Annotated in this window: 14 protein-coding genes and 2 pseudogenes; 2 read left to right on the top strand and 14 right to left on the bottom strand. The window is 69.9% G+C overall.

Features of this window, described 5'->3' with window-relative positions; translation table 11 throughout:
* Positions 1-96: 96 nt before the first annotated feature.
* A pseudogene (locus ABT001_RS03125) lies at positions 97-668 on the bottom strand (transposase family protein).
* Positions 669-1,169: 501 nt separating this feature from the next.
* A complete protein-coding gene (locus ABT001_RS03120; RefSeq protein WP_351271452.1) occupies positions 1,170-2,600 on the bottom strand; it encodes an endo-1,4-beta-xylanase in 1,431 nt (476 codons plus the stop codon).
* Between the two features lie 687 nt (positions 2,601-3,287).
* Here ABT001_RS03120 and ABT001_RS03115 point away from each other — a divergent pair.
* A complete protein-coding gene (locus ABT001_RS03115) occupies positions 3,288-4,712 on the top strand; it encodes a non-reducing end alpha-L-arabinofuranosidase family hydrolase (protein ID WP_351271449.1) in 1,425 nt (474 codons plus the stop codon).
* A gap of 43 nt (positions 4,713-4,755) precedes the next feature.
* Here the strand turns inward: ABT001_RS03115 and ABT001_RS03110 are convergent, their stop codons facing one another.
* The 3 genes from ABT001_RS03110 to ABT001_RS03100 form a co-directional block, all read right to left on the bottom strand.
* Positions 4,756-5,739, bottom strand: a complete 984-nt coding sequence (locus ABT001_RS03110) for a Rieske (2Fe-2S) protein (protein WP_351271446.1) — start codon at positions 5,737-5,739, stop codon at positions 4,756-4,758.
* 108 nt (positions 5,740-5,847) lie between these two features.
* Positions 5,848-6,414 (bottom strand): DJ-1/PfpI/YhbO family deglycase/protease, encoded by a 567-nt coding sequence (locus tag ABT001_RS03105; RefSeq protein ID WP_351271443.1) that lies wholly within the window; start codon positions 6,412-6,414, stop codon positions 5,848-5,850.
* A 57-nt stretch (positions 6,415-6,471) separates the two neighbouring features.
* Entirely contained in the window at positions 6,472-6,933 is a 462-nt protein-coding gene (locus tag ABT001_RS03100; RefSeq protein ID WP_351271440.1) for a DUF5709 domain-containing protein, read from the bottom strand.
* A 281-nt stretch (positions 6,934-7,214) separates the two neighbouring features.
* Between ABT001_RS03100 and ABT001_RS03095 the strand changes: the two genes are divergently transcribed.
* On the top strand, positions 7,215-7,841 hold the full coding sequence (locus ABT001_RS03095) for an alpha-ketoglutarate-dependent dioxygenase AlkB (protein ID WP_351271437.1): 627 nt from the start codon (positions 7,215-7,217) through the stop codon (positions 7,839-7,841).
* Between the two features lie 126 nt (positions 7,842-7,967).
* On the opposite strand, the pseudogene ABT001_RS03090 reads toward ABT001_RS03095, so the two are convergent.
* From ABT001_RS03090 to ABT001_RS03050, 9 genes and pseudogenes are all read right to left on the bottom strand, one after another.
* Positions 7,968-10,574: pseudogene (locus ABT001_RS03090) on the bottom strand (amino acid adenylation domain-containing protein); the annotation flags it as partial.
* Positions 10,571-10,798 (bottom strand): phosphopantetheine-binding protein, encoded by a 228-nt coding sequence (locus ABT001_RS03085; protein WP_351271434.1) that lies wholly within the window; start codon positions 10,796-10,798, stop codon positions 10,571-10,573. The pseudogene ABT001_RS03090 and the gene ABT001_RS03085, both read right to left, overlap by 4 nt.
* A 5-nt stretch (positions 10,799-10,803) precedes the next feature.
* The gene (locus ABT001_RS03080) at positions 10,804-11,436 is read right to left on the bottom strand and encodes an isochorismatase family protein (RefSeq protein ID WP_351271432.1); all 633 of its coding nucleotides are present in this window, start codon (positions 11,434-11,436) and stop codon (positions 10,804-10,806) included.
* A gap of 47 nt (positions 11,437-11,483) precedes the next feature.
* Positions 11,484-13,133: a (2,3-dihydroxybenzoyl)adenylate synthase gene (locus ABT001_RS03075; RefSeq protein ID WP_351271429.1), complete on the bottom strand. Its 1,650-nt coding sequence runs from the start codon at positions 13,131-13,133 to the stop codon at positions 11,484-11,486.
* Complete coding sequence (locus tag ABT001_RS03070; RefSeq protein ID WP_351271426.1) at positions 13,130-14,329, bottom strand: isochorismate synthase; 1,200 nt, start codon at positions 14,327-14,329, stop codon at positions 13,130-13,132. The genes ABT001_RS03075 and ABT001_RS03070 overlap by 4 nt, the downstream gene beginning before the upstream one ends.
* Positions 14,330-14,397: 68 nt before the next feature.
* Complete coding sequence (locus ABT001_RS03065) at positions 14,398-15,186, bottom strand: 2,3-dihydro-2,3-dihydroxybenzoate dehydrogenase (RefSeq protein ID WP_351271424.1); 789 nt, start codon at positions 15,184-15,186, stop codon at positions 14,398-14,400.
* The gene (locus ABT001_RS03060) at positions 15,183-15,359 is read right to left on the bottom strand and encodes a hypothetical protein (protein WP_351271421.1); all 177 of its coding nucleotides are present in this window, start codon (positions 15,357-15,359) and stop codon (positions 15,183-15,185) included. The genes ABT001_RS03065 and ABT001_RS03060 overlap by 4 nt, the downstream gene beginning before the upstream one ends.
* Before the next feature lie 323 nt (positions 15,360-15,682).
* Positions 15,683-17,041, bottom strand: coding sequence for an MFS transporter (locus tag ABT001_RS03055; protein WP_351271418.1), 1,359 nt, complete (start codon positions 17,039-17,041; stop codon positions 15,683-15,685).
* A gap of 37 nt (positions 17,042-17,078) precedes the next feature.
* On the bottom strand, positions 17,079-17,999 hold the full coding sequence (locus ABT001_RS03050) for an amidohydrolase family protein (RefSeq protein ID WP_351271415.1): 921 nt from the start codon (positions 17,997-17,999) through the stop codon (positions 17,079-17,081).
* Positions 18,000-18,058 lie beyond the last annotated feature (59 nt).

Below are 18,058 nucleotides of genomic sequence, written 5' to 3'. Positions count from 1 at the left end.
CCTGATGGCCCCGAAGCCAGTTGACCGGGGCGCCGGCGGCAAGCCCAGCAGCCGGGGACTCAGCAACTACCACGCACTGAACCTTGTCCATCTCGATCAGCTGGCGAGTTCGAGGGCGACGACGGCTCGGACGACAGCGGTGATCCGGTGGTGCTGCAGCGGAGCTTTCGCAGGAGACCAACACTTGAGGGTCGCCATGGCGCGTTCACCGAGGCCGCGGATCTTTGCGTGGTTTCGGTTGTGAGGCTGGCGCCAGCCGCGCAGGATCTTGCCTCGGAATGGGACGTGGAAGCGCGGGCGAGGCCCACAGCAGGCGACCGAACGGGGCAGTGAGGACCTGGACGTTCATGCCGTGAGGTTTGTGCTTGCCCGTGCGGGGTGTCGGCTGCGATCCGGTCGATCGGCAGCAGGGTGCCGTCCAGGATCACGAACACCTTGGTCCGTGCGACGCGCATCGCCTCTGCCAGGGTGGGCGCGAGCGCGGCCAGCAGGTCGACGGCTTCGCGTATGTAGCGGTACGCGGTCGCGATGCCGATCCCGGCGGCAAGCTGGACGTAGGTGTCACCGCACCGCAGATGGGCCAGGGCGAGGAGAGCCTGACGGCCGGCGGCCAGGCGTCGCCACCGGGTCCCGGTCTTCCCTCGCCGCACAGCGAGTCGCCCGGTCAGGTACTACAGGGTGCGTCTGGACAGGCCGATCGACGGCGGGTGGACAAGCACGCGAAGCTCCTGGCAGACGGCGGATCTTGGTCGTGAACCCGTCTACCAGGAGTTTCGTCGTACCGTAGATCCGTCCAACACGCGGCCAGCGCCGTCAGGTTGGAAACGGCTCGCTCTTGGAGCCGTTCTGATCTCCCTGAGCACGGGCTGTTACCGCTCGGTCGATCCCGCCGAAGAGACCGGCGATGGACCCCGATCCCAGGACGCAGAAACGAGCTGACCAGCAGGCAGCGCCTTCCGTCCGCTATCCCGTCAGGGGAAGCAGCCGGGCGGGCCAACGACCTCTCCGTGTCGGCTTCGAGATTGCGTCGTTACCGTGGGCTCGCATGGTTGAGGCGCAGGTCAGGGCCGGTTTCGGAGGAATCCGAAACCGGCCCTGGGCCATTTCCAAGGCGCCCGCCTCGGCGGTTGCCGGACTTCAGCGCGGCACTGGGTCGGTGGCAGCCCCCGTCAGGTGAGGTTCCAGCGCTGGTTGCTGCCGTTCGAGCAGGAGTAGAGCTGGATCAGGGTTCCGTTGGCGGTGCCGTTGCCGACGGCGTCGAGGCAGAGGCCGGACTGGACGCCGACGACTGATCCGTCGGAGTTGATGCGCCATTTCTGGTTGTCGCCGCCCCAGCAGCTGTAGATCTGGACTTTGGCTCCGTTGCCGGTCCCGGCGGCGTCCAGGCACTTGTTGCCGTAGACCCGGAGCTCACCCGAGTCGGTGGCCGCCCACTGCTGGTTCGTGCTGCCGTTGCAGTCGTACAGCTGTACCTGCGTGCCGTCGGTGGTGCCGGCGCTCGGCACGTCCAGGCACCGGCCTGAACCGATGCCCTTGATCTCTCCGGAACCGGTCGGGGGTGTGGACGAGCCGCCGTTGAGTGCGTTGAGGACGGAGGTGTAGGCGGCTTTCTTGCTGCCGTCGTTGTTGAACAGCAGCGGCGTCTGCTCCGCTCGCCAGGAGTCGCTGTCGCGCACACCCCAGACGGTGATGCCGAGGCAGCGCGGGACGGCCAGGCAGTCGTTGGTCACGCTGGCGTAGGTCGAGGCCGGGGCGCCCTGGATGTCGAGTTCGGTGACGGCCACGTCGACGCCGAGGGCGGCGAAGTTCTGCAGAGTGGTGCGGAAGTTGCTGTTGTACGGGCTGCCGCTGTTGAAGTGAGACTGGAAGCCGACGCAGTCGATCGGTACGCCCCGCTGCTTGAAGTCCCGGACCATGGAGTACATGGCCTGGGTCTTGGCCCAGGTCCAGTCCTCGACGTTGTAGTCGTTGTAACAGAGCTTGGCCGCGGGGTCGGCGGCGCGTGCGGTGCGGAAGGCGACCTCGATCCAGTCGTTGCCGCTGCGCTGCAGGTTGGAGTCGCGTCGGGCACCTGAACTTCCGTCGGCGAAGGCCTCGTTCACGACGTCCCACTGGGCGATCTTGCCCTTGTAGTGGGCCATCACACCCTTGATGTGGTCGTTCATCGCCTGGCGCAGTGTGCTGCCGCTGAGGCTCTGCATCCAGCCGGGCTGCTGGGAGTGCCAGGCCAGGGTGTGGCCGCGCACCTGCTTGCCGTTCTGTACCGCCCAGTTGTAGACACGGTCGGCGGAGGTGAAGTTGAACTGGCCACGCTGTGGTTCGGTGGCGTCGATCTTCATCTCGTTCTCGGCCGTCACCGAGTTGAACTCACGGCCGGCGATCGTCGTGTACGCCGAGTCGCCCAGCTTGCCCGAGGCGATGGCGGTGCCGAAGTAGCGGCCGCTCTGCGCCGCCGCGGCGCCGAGCGTGCTCTCGGCGGCGTCTGCGGTCGGCGGGGCGACCAGTGTGGCCGCCGCACCGAGGACGCCGACGACCAGCGCCAACAGCAGGCTGCGGATCTTCCGGCCGACAGCGGGTCTGGGAAGGGCATACGAGCCCATGGCTGTGCCTCCAAGCTAGAAATCACGGAAGGGCTGAAGCGCGGGGTCACGTCGTCCGCGCCAGGTCGCCGGACACCGCGGTGATGGGGCGGGACGATCTTCGACAGATGAAACGGGTGTGGCAGGCGTTGTGGTGCTGCTTCGGCGCGCGGATCTGCTGTGCGGCACGTTGTGCCCAAGGCTGACGGGGTGGGAGTGTGTCGATCTGCGGCCGGTTTCCCAGACAGGATGATTGAGGCATTGACGATGCATCGTCAATACTCACGGCAAGAAAAGTTTCTATCCTGTGTTCGAAAGTTTCGAAGAAGTCTGTTCGTCGATCACCTGAATCGGTGCCGATAGGGCACCTTTGGTGATCGAATTACGCTGTGTCGCCACGCTCCGGCGTCACGCGTGGTGCGACTCGGCTATCGGTCGGCATGAAGGCCGGTAAATGTTTCGGCACGTGTGGCGATACATGCGAGAGGTGTTGACGCCTTTAGGTGGCTCCCTATCATGAGGGTGCTCGACACTTCGACCCTCGTTCGATATGACGAACGCGTCGTGTTGGGTAGATGTCATGCCCTCGTCAAATTGCATGCCGTGGTGCTCATGGACCGCTGCACACCGCACCGCACCGCACCGACAGTCCGGGCGACCTCTGACGAGGTCGGCCGGAACCGTCCACTCAAGGGTGAGGAAGTCCCCATGCACGGAGAGAAATTCAGCCGCAGACATCCGTCCGCGGTGCTCGCCGCCGTGGTCGCGGCCCTCGCCGCGCTGGCGGCGATGCTCGTCGCCACCCCGGCTCAGGCGGCTGCCAGTGGCGCCTTGCGCGGTGACGGTTCGGGGCGCTGCCTCGATGTACCGGGTGCCGTCCAGACCGATGGCGCGTCCCTGCAGATCTACGACTGCTGGAACGGAACCAACCAGCAGTGGACATGGACGGACGCCAATCAGCTGACCGTGTACGGCAACAAGTGCCTGGACGTTCCGGGCCACGCCACCACGGCCGGTACCCGCGTGCAGATCTGGAGCTGTTCCGGCGGCGCGAACCAGCAGTGGCGGGTGAACTCCGACGGCACCGTCGTCGGGGTGGAGTCCGGGCTGTGCCTGAACGTCACGGGCTCCGGTACGGCCAACGGCACGGCCGTGCAGCTGTCGACGTGCGACGGCGGCAGCAGCCAGACGTGGACCGGTCTGACCGGGACGCCGCCGACAGGTGGCGCGTGTTCGCTTCCGTCGACGTACCGCTGGACGTCGACGGGTGTGCTGGCGCAGCCGGCGAACGGGTGGGCCGCGGTGAAGGACTTCACCACCGTGACGCACAACGGCAAACACCTGGTCTACGCGTCGAACGTGTCGGGGTCGTCGTACGGCTCGATGATGTTCGGTCCCTTCACGAACTGGTCGGACATGGCGACGGCCGGCCAGAGCGGGATGAACCAGGCCGCGGTGGCGCCCACGCTGTTCTACTTCGCGCCCAAGAACATCTGGGTGCTGGCGTACCAGTGGGGTTCGTGGCCCTTCATCTACCGCACGTCGAGCAACCCCGCCGACCCCAATGGCTGGTCCTCCCCGCAGCCGTTGTTCACCGGGAGCATCTCCGGCTCGGACACCGGACCGATCGACCAGACGCTGATCGCCGACGGCCAGAACATGTACCTGTTCTTCGCCGGTGACAACGGCAAGATCTACCGGGCGAGCATGCCGATCGGGAACTTCCCGGGCAGCTTCGGATCGTCGTACACGACGATCATGAGCGACACGAAGGCCAACCTCTTCGAGGGTGTGCAGGTCTACAAGGTCCAGGACCAGAACCAGTACCTCATGATCGTCGAGGCGATGGGCGCGAACGGGCGTTACTTCCGTTCCTTCACGGCCTCCAGCCTGAACGGGTCGTGGACCCCGCAGGCCGCGAGTGAGGGCAGCCCCTTCGCGGGCAAGGCCAACAGCGGTGCCACCTGGACCAACGACATCAGTCACGGTGATCTCGTCCGGGACAACCCCGACCAGACCATGACCATCGACCCCTGCGACCTGCAGTTCCTCTATCAGGGCAAGGATCCCGCCGCAGGCGGCGAATACAACCGACTGCCCTGGCGGCCGGGCGTCCTCACCCTGCGGCGCTGACCGCGGCGCGGTCGACCGCCAGGCTCACGACGGCGAGGACGGCTCAGTCCCTCGGGGCCGCCTCGCCCTCGGAGCCGTCGGGTTCCTGGCCGCGCAGTCGTGCCTCCACGCGACCGCCGATGATCCGGGTCTCGAAGGACGGCTGCGCGGCGGTGGCCGGTCCCCGGACGTTCCAGCCGTCGGAGAGGCGGAAGACGCTGCCGTGCCACGGGCAGCGCACGCAGCCGTCGGTGACCTCGCCCGAGGACAGCGGGCCGCCCAGGTGGCTGCACATGTCGGCGAGCACGTGCACCTGCTCGCCGCTCTCGCGTACGACGGCGACGGGCACGTCGTCGATGGAGCGGCGGACGGCCCGGCCGACGGGGAAGTCGACGACGGTGCCGATCCCGTGCCACCCGGGCTTCACCAGGTCCTGCACCGCTTCTGCGTGGTTGGCCCCGGAGGCCTGCCGGTACGCCAGGTGACCGCCGATCGCGCCGCCGATCCCCACGGTCGAGAGCCCCGCGAACCCCAGTGTCCTGCCGAGGCGGGCGCGCCCCCGCACGCGGGCCGTGAGCGACGCGGCGTACAGCGCCACGGCGGTGATGTTGGCCGCCGCGTGCACGAAGCCGACGCGGCGGTGGCGTTGCTGCAGTTCCGCCCAGTCGACCCAGCCCGCCACCGCGGCCGGGCCGGCGGTGCCGAGGCCCACGCCGATGAGGACGCAGGCCGCGCGGCGTTGCCCGGGCAGGAGGTCGAGGACCGCCGCCGAGAGCCAGCTGCCGAGCGGGACCTGCACCAGCAAGGGGTGTGCGGGGTGACCCAGCGGGCGTCCGTGCAGCACGTCGCGCAGAGATCCCAGCGGGGCTGCCCGGATCTTGTCCCGGATCAGGTCGATGACGCCGTCGAGCGCCGTGGTGTGTTCCAGACGGTCCATGGCGCGGAGGATCCTGCCGGGCCCGAGTGGCGACGGCAGCAGGCGCTTCGCCGCTCGTGAGGCCTTGCCGCCGTCAGGGGTGTGACTGCCGACTCCAGACATTTCGTTCATAGGGGGCGGGTATCCGCTGTGGGTGCCAGGAAACGGCTGCGCGCCCCGTATCAGTCGACTGCCCGCCCGATGCCCCCCGACCGCCGGTCCCGCCCGCCACGGCTCCGGTCAGTGCTGGGCTCCGAGGGCCTTGTCGATCTCCTGTACGAACGGTTCCAGGTCGCCGGGGTCTCGGGAGGTGATCAGCGTCCAGCCGCCGGAAGCGTCGGTCACGACCGGTTCGTCGGTCCACTCGCCTCCCGCGTTGCGGATGTCGGTCCGCAGTGACGCGTAGGAGGTCAGCCGCTTGCTCGCGACGACGCCCGCCTCGACCAGCGCCCAGGGGCCATGGCAGATGGCCGCGACGGGACGCCCGGAGTCCGTGAACGCACGCACGATTCTGGTGGCCGCCTCCTGCAGGCGGAGCGAGTCCGCGTTCAGGGTGCCGCCCGGGACGAGCAAGAGGTCGTAGCCCTCGGGGTCGGCGTCGTTCAGGGTGAGGTCGGGCCGGACCTTCTTCCCCGGATCCTTGTCACCGACCAGGGTCATGATGTCGTCCGTCGACACGGCCGCGACGTCTACCCGGGCGCCCGCACCGCGTAGGTGGTCGAGGGGCACCACGAGTTCGTCCTGTTCCACGCCGTAGTTCGTGACCACGGCCAGCACCTTCCGCTGCTTCACACCGTTGTCGGTCATCGGTTGCCGCCTTTCCTCGTGGGAGCCCTCCCGGCCGGGATCAGGGACCGCGGACGTTCAGGCTCCGTCGTCCTCCTGGATGTGAACCGCTGCCTCCTCGGCGGAGGCGGCGCCTCCGTCGATGCCGACATCGCGGCCCAGCACCCTGTTGTTGCGCTCCTGCCCGGCCTCCTCGTCGGCAGTCGCGACGCGGCCGGCGCGGTCGTGCCCGGCGTCGTCCTCCTCCGGGCCGTTGTCCTCGGGTCCGTCGCCGGCCCCGTCCGCCCTCAGCGGGTCCTCCTCGGGCACCTCCTGGGCGAGGCGCTGGTCGAGGGACTCGCCCTCCCGCTGTTCCTCGCCGGTCGTGCCGTACTTCGACACACCCAGGGGCTTCTCCGGTGGGGAGTACCCCGTGTCCAGTGTGTCGTCGAGATCGGGCTCGCCGATCACGTTCTCCGGATCGAGGTCGTCCGAGGGCTGGTTGCCCGCGTCCGCACCGTCCGGCTGGTAGACGTCGTCACCGCGTCCTTCGTCCGGCATCGGACCGCTCCTTACCTTGAGTTCTGCCAGGTGCGCCGCATCCGCCGTCATTCGTACGAGGGCCGTGCGGCGTCGCCGCTCTTCTGCCCGCACTCGTCCATCTCAGTGACGCACTGTCCCGGGTGCGGGTAATTCGACTGCCGGGTGGGTCGGACGTGCTGGTCAGGGCTTCGTGAACACACACTGTCGGCCCCGGCAGCTTATGACCGATGCCCGGGGGAGGCGACCGGAACCATCCTGTAATAGGAACAATTGTTCTAATGCCGAGGTAGGCTTGCCCCATGTCCGTTCATCTTCAGGGTTCGCTCTTCGACCAGGCCGACGGCCCGCGCCTCGGCCGCCTCGCCGGGCTGCGGCGGACGGTCCTCGGGGACGGGGCGTGGATCGACCTGCTCCCCGGCTGGCTGAGCGGCGGGGACGAGCTCTTCGCCGAGCTCGCGGCCGGCGTCCCCTGGCGGGCGGAGCGGCGGCAGATGTACGAGCGGACGGTCGACGTGCCCCGGCTGCTCGCCTTCTACCGCTCCGTCGACCCCCTCCCGAGCCCCGTGCTCGACGAGGCCCGCGCCGTACTGTCCTCGCATTACGCGGAGGAACTCGGCGAGCCCTTCACCACGGCCGGCCTCTGCTACTACCGCGACGGACGCGACAGTGTCGCCTGGCACGGGGACCTGAACGGCCGAAGCTCGCACGAGGACACGATGGTGGCGATCCTCTCGCTCGGCGCCCCGCGCGATCTGCTCCTGCGCCCCTGCCGGGGAGGCGACACCGTGCGCCGTCCGCTGGGCCACGGCGACCTCATCGTCATGGGCGGCTCCTGCCAGCGCACCTGGCAGCACGCGATCCCCAAGACGGCCCACGCCCGCGGACCGCGGATCAGCATTCAGTTCCGCCCCCGCGGAGTGCGCTGACGGGGTAGGCACCCCTTCGCCTTCGGCCTCGACGAGGAGAACCCGCCACTTCCACCACCTGCTTCTCACGCGCCGGCGAGGGGCGTACGGTCACCGGATCGGCGCCCCTGGTGACGTGGCCGACGAGCCCAGGTGGACGACCTCGCCCCGCTGCGTCCAGTACGCCAGGTCGCCGGTGCGGTACATGCGCTGCGACGGCCGGCCGAAGGGGTCGGCGACGAAGCGGGACGCGGTCAGCTCGGGGCGGTTGAATCCGTCGTCGGCGAGCTGACGCCCCGCCAGGTAGAGCTCACCGGGTATTCCCGGCGGACAGGGTCTCAGCGCCGCGTCGAGCACGTACAGACGGGTGTTCCAGATAGGGCGGCCGATCGGCACCGGGCCGGAGGCGCCGGCCTCGCACGCGTGCGAGGCGACATCTGCGGCCGCCTTCGTGGAGCTGTACAGATGGTGCAGTTCGACGCCGGGCAGGACGCGTCCGAAGGTTTCGGCGGTCTCGCGGGGCAAGGTCTCACCACCGCAGAAGACCCTCCGCAGGCTGCCGCACGCTTCCACCCCTCCCGCACCCAGCTCCGAGAGGAACACCTTCAGCATCGACGGGACGAAATGGCAGGTGGTGACGGACTGTTCGCGGATCAGCCGGGCCAGGTGGGCCGGATCCCCGTGGCCGGTGGGTTCCGCGAGCACCAGCACCGCGCCCTGGCGCAGCGGCCAGAAGAACTCCCATAGGGAGACGTGGCAGGACGACGACGCCTTCTGGAGCACCCGGTCGTCCGGGGTCAGTCCGTAGGCACTCTGCATCCAGCGCAGCCGGTTGTCGATCGCACCGTGCGGGACCACGACGCCCTCGGGGCGGCCCGCCGACCCGGAGGTGTACATGACGTAGGCCGGGTGAGCCGGGGTGAGGGGGCGTGACGGGTTCACCCAGAGGTACTGCGAGACGTCGAGGCCGTCCAGGACGACCAGCGGCGTCCCGGTGTCCTCGGGGAGCCGCCCCGCCCGGTCGGTCACCGCGCACACCGGCGCCGCGTCCCGCAGCGTGTACGCGAGCCGTTGGTCCGGAAGGTCCGGGTCCAGCGGCAGACAGGCGGCACCCGCCTTCAGCACGGCGAGCAGGGACACGACGAGCTCCACCGAGCGGGGCACCGACACCGCCACCACCGCACCCGGCCGGGCGCCGAGCGTCCGCAGATGCCGGGCCAGCCGGTTGGCGCGGATGTTCAGCTCCTCGTAGGTGAGCGAGGTGTCTCCGTACACCAGGGCGGTCGCGGCGGGGGTGCGCGCGGCACGTGACTCGATCGGACCGATCAGCGTCGTGGGCGGGAGAACACGGCCGGTGTCGTTGAACGTGGAGACGACCAGCTCGAGTTCGGCCGCCGTCGCCATCGTGTGCGTGGCCGTCGGAACATGCGGATCGGCCTGGCCGATCCGCTCCACCAGATCCAGGAAGCGCTCCTGGTGCGCTGCCAGCTCCTCGCCTTCGTACAGTGCGGGATTGCCGTCGTGGTCGATGCGCAGGCCACGGCCGTCGGACCGGTCGTAGATGTTCACCGACAGGTCGTCCACCGGGCCGGTGGACAGATTCATGGCCCGCACCGTGGCGCCCGCGAAGTCGATGTCGTAATCGAAGGGCATGACGTTGACGAGGGGGCCGGCCACCCCGCGGTTCCCCCCGAGGAGCCGCACCTCTCGGCGGACGTCCTCGTAGCGGAACCGCTGGTGCCGGCGGACCTCCCGGATGCCGAGCACCACCTGGCGCACCAGCTCGGCGAAGGTGGCGTCGGGGGACACGTCGAGCCGCAGCGGAAGGATGTTCCTGACCATGCCCGGCACCCGCAGTGAGACGGACCCCATGCGGCCCATCATGGGCAGTTCGAGCACGACCTCCTGGTGACCGGTCGTCCGTGAGGTGTAGAGGGCCTGGGCGGCGATCAGCACGTCCGGCCAGGTGGCACGGAGACGGTCGGCCAGCTCCCGCACGCTCTCGGTGACCCCGGGGCCCAGGTGGGCCGTGCGGCGGAGGAACGTCCGCGAGGGCGGGGCCCCGCGGCCCGCCTGCCGGGGTGCCTCGGGGCGGTCGGCGAACGCCTCCGTCCAGTGCGCGCGGTCGGCGGTGAAGGCTTCCGAGGACCGGTAGGCGGCGTCCTCGGCGACGAGGTCGGCCAGCGCGCCGAAGGTACGGGGGCGGGGCTCCGTCCCCCGGACCAGCGCGGTGTAGACCTCGGCGGTGCGGCGCACCAGGAGCGAGTATCCGTAGCCGTCGATGACCAGGTGATGGATGCACTGGTACCACAGCCACCGCTCCTCGCCCACACGGAACAACGCGTGCCGGAACAGTGGGCCTGCCGCCAGGTCGAAGGGCTCGGTCAGGTCCGCGCGCATCCACTCCCCGGCCTGCCGGACGGCGTCGGACGAGTCCCGCAGATCACGCTCCGTGAGGGGCAGCCCGACCGAGGGGAGGACACGCTGACGCGGGCCGTCCGGGGAGTCCTCGACGGACACGCGCAGGGCCTCGGCCTCGGCTGTCACGCGGCGCAGCGCCGAAGTGAACAGCTCCGGGTCGAGCGGGCCCTCGATCTCCAGGCACTCCGCAGTGTTCTGCGCCGGGCTGAGCGGATCGAGCGACTGCGCGAACCACATGCCGGACTGGGCGGCGGTCAACGGCAGTACGACCGGCGGGCCGTCGGGGCCGGGGCCCGGCCGGGCCCCGGCGGTGCCGGTGAGCTGGACGGTCACGGGGCCTCCAGCAGCGACACCCACGTGGTGATGGAGGGGTCCTCGGCGAGGTCCGCGAAGTCCGCCTCGACACCGTGCTCGCGGCGCCAGCGCTCCAGCAGCGACATGATGCGCACCGAGTCGAGCCCGTGGTCCATGAGGTTCTCGTCGAGAGGTACGTCCGCGGGCTCCTGGCCGAGTGCGTCGGCGACCTGGTGACGGATCAGTTCGAGGGTGAGCGCCACGGTGTTCAGATCTCCTTCAGAAGGGCGTCGGTCGAGGTGACGACCGCGCAGCGGCCCGCGGCCCAGCGCAGCGCCATGTCGTGGTCCTCACGTGAGAAGTCCGCCACGGCGTCGGCGACCACGAAGGCCTGGATGTCGCGCATCCACGCGTCGCAGGCGCTCATGAGCACCCCGATGTGCGCGTACACGCCGGTGATCACCAGCTGGTCGCGGCCGGACCCGCGGATCAGCGACTCGAGCTCGGTCCGTACGAACGCGCTGTACTTCCACTTGGTCAGCACGGTGTCGCCCTGGGCGGGAGCGACGGGTCCGGGGATCGCCAGCGACTCCGGGGTGTCGGCCGCACCCGGCCCCCAGAAGTCGAGCTGGAGCCCGCGTTCCTGGGCGGTCTGGCCGCCGCGCTGCACCGAGTAGACGACCGGTACACCGAGGCGGCGGTACTCCTCGATCACACGGGCCGTGTTGTCGAGCATGCCGGTGAGCGGCTGCTGGCCGGGCGGGAAGGCACCGAGGAAGTGGTTCTGCAGGTCGTGGACCAGAAGGACGGCCCGCGCGGGGTCGACGGTCCAGTCCACCCGGTTCGGGGGCAGTTCGGCCTCGGTCGGCAGGGCGTAGGAGGCGATGGCGGGAAGGGCCATGAGGTGGAACCTTTCGGTGCCGCTCGGGGCGGAACTCGGTGCTGGTCTCAGTGGAGCGGGGTCTCGGCCCGGTCGGGAACCGCGTCGGAGCGGAGGCCCTTCTTGCTGACCTTGCCGATTCCGGTCTGCGGGAAGGCCTCGACGAATTCGACGAGGTCGGGAATCTTGCAGGCGGCGACACCGCGTTCCCGCACGAGGCGTTTGATCGCCACCGGTTTCAGCGGCTCGGCGTCCTCGCGCAGGATGACGTAGGCGAGGGTGCGTTCCCCCAGGTACTCGTCGGCCACTCCCACGACGGACACGTCGTGCACCGACGGATGGCCGAGGATGATGTTCTCGATCTCCTCCGGAGCGACCTTCTCGCCGCCCCGGTTGATCTGGTCCTTGGCGCGCCCCTCGACGACCAGGTGGCCCGTCGGGGTGCGGCGCACGATGTCGCCGGTGCGGTAGAAGCCGTCCTCGGTGAAGGCCCTCGCGTTGTGCTCGGGCGCTCGCCAGTACCCGCGGATCGTGTACGGGCCACGGGTCAGCAGGTGCCCGAAGCCGCCCTCGGGCACGTCCTCGTCCGCGTCGTCGACGACCCGGATCTCGTCGTCCTCGGAGATCGGCAGGCCCTGGGTGGTCACCACGGTCTCGTGGTCGTCGTCCAGACGTGTGTAGTTGACGAGGCCCTCGGCCATGCCGAAGACCTGCATGAGCCGGCACCCCAGCGCGGGCTCCAGCCGTCGGGCCGCCACCTCGCTGTACTTGGCGCCGCCGACGAGGACCAGTTCCAGGCTCGACAGGTTGTGCTCGGTGCCGGGGGCGGCCTGTGTCCACACCAGTGCGAGCGGCGGCACCATCCCGGTCATGGTGACGCGCTCGCGCTCCACGAGGGGGAACGCCGTCGCCGGGTCGGGGGCGGGGCACAGGACCACGGTGCCGCCCGCGTAGAGGGCTCCGAGCCAACCCGGGGAACTCATGGGGAAGTTGTGCGCCGCGGGTAGCACGACGAGGTAGCGGGTGTCACCGTCGACCCCGCAGATCTCGTTGGATCCGCGCAGCGAGTAGATGTAGTCGTCGTGCGTACGGGGGATGAGTTTGGGGACCCCCGTCGTGCCACCCGAGAGCTGGAGGAACGCCAGATCGTGCGGCTCCGGTTCGTGACCGGTTCCCGTGGGGTCGCACGGCACCTCGGAAAGGGCTGTGTGCCCGCCCGGCGAACCGACCACGAAGACGTGCTTCAGGGTCGGGGTGCGCTCCTTGACCTTCGACGCGAGCGCGAGGTGGTCGAAGCCGGCGTGCCGGTCAGGGATCACGTAGGCGACGGCCTCGGTGAACGAGCAGAAGTACTCGATCTCCGTGTCCCGGTGTGCGGGCAGCGCGTAGACGGGCAGCGCGCCGATGCGGAAGAGCGCGAAGACGACTTCGACGAACTCGGCGATGTTGGGGAGCTGTACGACGACCCGGTCGCCGGGGGAGATCCCACGGGCCGTGAACCCCGCGGCCAGGCGGGACGCCCGCTCGTCCAGTTCGCCGTAGGTCCACTCACGGCGTCCGGGGGCGGGATCGACGACGGCGACGCGGTCGGGGTGCGCGGCGGCGCGCTCGCGCAGCACACCGCCGAACGTCTCCCCGCGCCAGTGGCCCGCCGCGCGGTAGCGTGCGGCGAACTCGACCGGCCAGGTGGGGGCGTCGGATACCTGATGGGCGGTCACAGGGTGGCTCCTACGGCGTTCAGGAAGGTACGGAACTTGGCTCCGGTCTCCGCGGTCTCGGCGGCAGGCGAGGACTCCGCGACCACGCCCGCTCCGGCGAACAGCCGCAGGGTGCGGCCCTCGGCCTCGGCGCAGCGGATGGTGACGACCCAGTCGCCGTCGCCGTCCGCGTCCTGCCAGCCGACCATGCCGGTGTACGCGCCGCGTTCGAAGGGTTCGGACTCCGCGATGACCCGTCGGGCCACATCGGTCGGTGTACCGCAGACCGCCGGAGTGGGGTGCAGGGCCGATGCCAGGTCCAGGGCGGTGGGCGAGGGGTCGCGGAGTGCCCCGGTGACCGTGGTCGACAGGTGCCACATGGTGGCGGTCCGTACGAGGGTGGGGCGTTCGGGTACGTCCAGGCGTACGCAGAACGGTGCGAGCGCCTCGCGGATGGCGTCGACCACGACGGCGTGCTCGTGGAGGTCCTTCGGTGAGTCCAGGAGCGCGGCGGCCCTGCGGACGTCCTCCGCCAGATCGCTGCTGCGCGGCGCTGAACCCGCCAGCGGATTGGCGACCAGCTCGGCTCCCCGGCGGGCCACGAGGAGTTCGGGGCTCGCTCCCACGAGGGTGCGGCCCGGGCCGCTGGGAACGGCGAAGGTGTAGCCGTCCGGGTCACGGCGTGCCAGCCGGCTCAGCATGGCCGGCAGATCGAGGTCACGAGCCGAGCTCAGTTCGAGTGTGCGGGCGAGGACGACCTTGTCGAACTCGCCGGCGCGCATCCGCTCGACGGCGGCGGCGACGGCCGCGGAGTACGTGTCCGCCGCGGGCACCTCACGTATCCGCCACTCCTCGCTCCGGCCGGCGTCCGGTCCGCGCAGTGCGATCAGCGGGTCCGCGCGCAGGGCGGTCGCCCACCGGACGGTCTCCGGGACGGCGAGGGCAGCCACGCCGTCGGGCGCGAACGGCACGGTGCCCATGACGACAGGGGCGGGGCCGTTCGCGGTCCGGGCGTCGTCCAGGACCTCCCGCACCCGTTCGGTCAGCGGCCGTGCGTCGTGCGGTACCTCGGCCGTGGTCCCGGAGCCGAGCAGGGTGTGCCGGGGTGTGGCGAGGAAGCGGTCCGTGCCGGGCCGGTACGCCTCCAGGAGCGCGGTCGCGGCACCGGGTGCGTCGAGTGGGGGAGGGATGGCGGGGACGCGCAGAGATGCAGACATGGGTGGTCTCCAGTGGGACGGCTCGAACGTCGGCGGAGTGGACGGCAGGGCGGGCGGCAGGCCGGCTCTCAGGCCCGCAGGGTGGCTCCGCCGTCGACGTACAGGTCGTGCATGGTGATGTGCCGGGCGCGGTCCGACACCAGGAAGGCGACCGCGTCGGCTATGTCGGAGGGGTCCGCTATCCGGCCGAGGGGGATGCCGGTGCGGTACGTCGCCGGGTCGCCGTCGATGACGCGGCGGGCGGCGGCCTCCTCGTCCCCCGGCGTCCACAGACCGCGCTGCATGTCGGTCAGGGTCGAACCCGGGGAGACGGTGTTGCACCGCACCCCCAGGGGTGCCACCTCGAGGCCGAGGCACTTGGTGAACATCACGGCCGCGGCCTTGGAAGCGGCGTACGCAGCCATGTTCGTACGGGGGATGCCCGCGGCGTTGGAGGCCACGGTGACGATGCTGCCCGAACCCCGCTCGGTCATCCGTCGGGAGACGGCCCGTGACACATGGAACACACCATGGGTGTTCACCGCGAACGTGGCCTGCCACTCCTCGTCCGACAGCTCCGCGACCGGCGAACCACGAAGGATTCCGGCGACGTTGACCGCGATGTCCAGCGGGCCGATCGTGACCTCCGCGCCGGAGACGAGGTCTTCGACGGCCGTGGGGTCGGTGACGTCGAGCGTGCGCGCGGTCACCTGACCGCCGTACGTCTTCTCCAGTACGGCGATGCCTTCCGCGGCCAGGTCGGTGGCGAGGACGCGGGCACCGCGGCCGGCGAGGGCGTGTACGACCGCCTCGCCTATGCCGCGGCCCGCGCCCGTCACGAGGGCGATCCGGCCGTCGAGGTCCTGTTCGGTGCTCACCCGGCCACCGCCTCCCGGACGCCGTCGAGCGCCGGGACGGCTGTCTGCGCGCCGCCGAGGCTCGCCCGCCCGGTCCCGTCGATGACGGTCGCGTGCCCGTCGTCGAACGGCGTCGAGTGGTCCTCGCCCTTGTCGTACGGGTTGCCCGGCCGACCACCGGGGGACGCCGACATGACGGGTCGTGCGATTCCGCGGGGTGAGGGGGGCGAATGCGGCGCCATGGACAGGGATCTCCGTTTGCGTTCGGACGAATCCTGTTCCGGCGGGCGCTCTTCGAAGCCGGCGTCGAAGAGAGGTGGCACACGGTGCGCCACTTCTGGGCATGTGGGTGCACAGGACCCGCCGGAACCGGACGGGCTCTCTTAGGTTAGGCTACCCTTATGTCGATCGCGCAAGGGGGTCGGTCAAGATCAGCCGGATCCGCCCCTCCGGAAACCCCCCGCCCCGGGACCGCTCAACCCTCCGGATGCGCACGGGACTTCTGGTTCCCCGTCGCTCAGGAGGCGGACGCGACGGCATTCGGCTTCCGCGCGGCCGGCCGGAAAGGCCGGGTCCGGGGGCCGAACACGGCCAGGGCGACGGCTCCGACCATCCAGACCCCGGCGATGAAGTAGAAGACGCTCTGGTAGCCGGTGCGGTTGTAGAGCGCCGCGATGATCAGCGGGCCCGCGGCGTTCGACAGGCGGCCGATGCCGTAGGTGATGCCCGTGCCCAGGGAGCGGCTCCGGGTGTCGTAGAGCTCGGGGGAGTAGGCGTACGCAAGGGCGGTGTAGCCGCGCTCGAAGAGGTTGACCAGGAAGCCGAAGACCACGATGAGGATCGGGTCGAAGGTCAGCCCGTACAGCAGACCGCACGCGGCGATGACCGTGCCGAAGGCGACGAGGCACCACTTGCGCTCGAACCGGTCGGTGACCAGGGAGGCCAGATAGGAGCCCAAGGGCGCACCGACGGTGGTGAGGGCGATGTAGAAGACGGACTTCTCCACGCTGAAGCCCTCCTTGGAGAGCAGGGTGGGTGCGAAGCTGGAGTAGCCGAAGAAGCCGATGGTCTGGGTGACCCACAGGACGGTGAGCAGGAGCGTCGGTGCGAGGTACTTCTTCTGCAGCAGCAGACGTACCGGGGCCTTGACGGCCGGGGGCTCCTCGACGGGTTCCGCCGGTTCGGGCAGCGGCCCCTTCTCGGCGGTCACCGAGGCCTCGATCTCCCGCAGGACCGCGTCGGCCGCCGTGTGGTCGCCCTTGCTCTCGTGCCAGCGGGGGGACTCCTTGAGGTGCTTGGAGAACAGCACGAGCAGGACGCCGAGCGCACCCCACAGGTACACCAGCCGCCAGGACCAGTCGCTGAGCGGGACGACGAGACTGGCGATCAGGTTGGTGGCCGGTGTGCCGCAGATGCCGATGACCATGGCGTACGCCTGGTACTTGCCGCGGACGGCGGCCGGATACATCTCGTTGACGTAGATGACCGCCACGACGGTCATCGCGGACAGACCCGCCGAGGTGAGCACCCGGAAGACGCCCAGGGAGAAGACGTCCCACGAGAACACCGAGACGAACGAGAAGAAGCCGAAGAACAGCGTGGTGCGCAGCAGGGTCTTCTTGCGGCCCCACCGGTCGGCGACGGCTCCCGCGACGATGGAGCCGATGAACATGCCGACGAACGACAGCGAGGTGACGTAGGCGACCTGATTGACCGTCACGCCCCAGAGGTCGATGAGCTTGGGGGCGGTCGTCGCGAAGCTGTTGATGTCCGCGAACTCGAAGAAGTAGGCGAACGCGACGGCCAGCAGGGTGGTCTTGTGGAAGCGGGAGATCGGCAGCCGGTCCAGCCGGTTCGCCGCATTGGCGTGCTGCATGGGGACGGTCCCTGTCGGAGTGCGGGTGGGGAGGGAGTCAGATGCCTTCGCCGGGCCAGTACAGGCGCATCGGGTTGTCGACGAGGAGGCGGTGCTGCTCCTCGGGGGTGACGGCGACCTGCGGTACCTGGTCGACCAGGAGGCCGTCGTCGGGCATGTGAGCGGTGAGGTTGGGGTGCGGCCAGTCCGTGCCCCACAGGACCCGGTCCCCGAACTCCTGGACCACGCGACGGCCGAAGGGCACGACATCGGCGTAGGGGTGCTCCTCGCCGTCGAGGGCGGCGGGGCCGGTCACGCTGAGGCGCTCGGGGCAGGTCACCTTCACCCAGACGTCGTGGGAGTCGGTGAAGCGGAGGAAGCGGCTGAACTGCGGGCCGTCCACCGGCAGGGTCACGTCCGGCCGCCCCATGTGATCCACCACGAGGGGGGCGGGCAGGGAGCCGAAGAAGCCCTCCAGTTCGGGAAGATCAGCGCTCTCGAAGTAGAGCACGATGTGCCAGCCCAGCGGGGCGATCTTCTCGGCGATCCTGGTCAGGTCCTCCTTCGGGGAGGTGCTGACCAGGCGGCGGAGGAAGTTGAAACGGACCCCGCGCACCCCCGCCGCGTCCAGCTCACGCAGTTCGGCCTCCGAGATGTCCGGACGTACGGTCGCGATGCCGCGCGCCCGGCCCTCGGCCGCGCGGACGGCGTCGAGCATCGCGGTGTTGTCCGCGCCGTGACAGGTGGCCTGGACGACGACGGCACGGTCCACGCCCAGATGGCTGTGCAGAGCGGACAGCTGGCTCTTCCCCGCGTCGCAGGGGGTGTACTTGCGCTCGGGGGCGAAGGGGAAGGCGTCCTGCGGTCCGAACACATGGCAGTGGGTGTCGACGGTGCCCGCCGGAAGCCGGAACACCGGTACGGACGGGTTCTGGTGCCAGTCCAGCCAGCCCGGGGTCTTGGGGGAACGCACACGCATGAGATCTCCTCGCGGTTCATGAGGGAGGCCCGGGGGTGCACCCGGGTGGGCAAGCGGGT

Origin of the sequence: Streptomyces sp. NPDC002793 (assembly GCF_040295485.1) — a bacterium.
Classification (GTDB): domain Bacteria; phylum Actinomycetota; class Actinomycetes; order Streptomycetales; family Streptomycetaceae; genus Streptomyces.
The sequence above is the reverse complement of the archived record's forward strand: the minus strand, read 5'-3'. Positions and strand labels throughout refer to the sequence as shown.

What these genes read in the sequence shown, in the direction of transcription:
- ABT001_RS03120 (WP_351271452.1), bottom strand. Translation starts at nt 2,600, where the DNA reads ATGGGCTCGTATGCCCTTCCCAGACCCGCTGTCGGCCGGAAGATCCGC.
- ABT001_RS03115 (WP_351271449.1), top strand. Translation starts at nt 3,288, where the DNA reads ATGCACGGAGAGAAATTCAGCCGCAGACATCCGTCCGCGGTGCTCGCC.
- ABT001_RS03110 (WP_351271446.1), bottom strand. Translation starts at nt 5,739, where the DNA reads ATGAACGAAATGTCTGGAGTCGGCAGTCACACCCCTGACGGCGGCAAG.
- ABT001_RS03105 (WP_351271443.1), bottom strand. Translation starts at nt 6,414, where the DNA reads ATGACCGACAACGGTGTGAAGCAGCGGAAGGTGCTGGCCGTGGTCACG.
- ABT001_RS03100 (WP_351271440.1), bottom strand. Translation starts at nt 6,933, where the DNA reads ATGCCGGACGAAGGACGCGGTGACGACGTCTACCAGCCGGACGGTGCG.
- ABT001_RS03095 (WP_351271437.1), top strand. Translation starts at nt 7,215, where the DNA reads ATGTCCGTTCATCTTCAGGGTTCGCTCTTCGACCAGGCCGACGGCCCG.
- ABT001_RS03080 (WP_351271432.1), bottom strand. Translation starts at nt 11,436, where the DNA reads ATGGCCCTTCCCGCCATCGCCTCCTACGCCCTGCCGACCGAGGCCGAA.
- ABT001_RS03070 (WP_351271426.1), bottom strand. Translation starts at nt 14,329, where the DNA reads ATGTCTGCATCTCTGCGCGTCCCCGCCATCCCTCCCCCACTCGACGCA.
- ABT001_RS03060 (WP_351271421.1), bottom strand. Translation starts at nt 15,359, where the DNA reads ATGTCGGCGTCCCCCGGTGGTCGGCCGGGCAACCCGTACGACAAGGGC.
- ABT001_RS03055 (WP_351271418.1), bottom strand. Translation starts at nt 17,041, where the DNA reads ATGCAGCACGCCAATGCGGCGAACCGGCTGGACCGGCTGCCGATCTCC.
- ABT001_RS03050 (WP_351271415.1), bottom strand. Translation starts at nt 17,999, where the DNA reads ATGCGTGTGCGTTCCCCCAAGACCCCGGGCTGGCTGGACTGGCACCAG.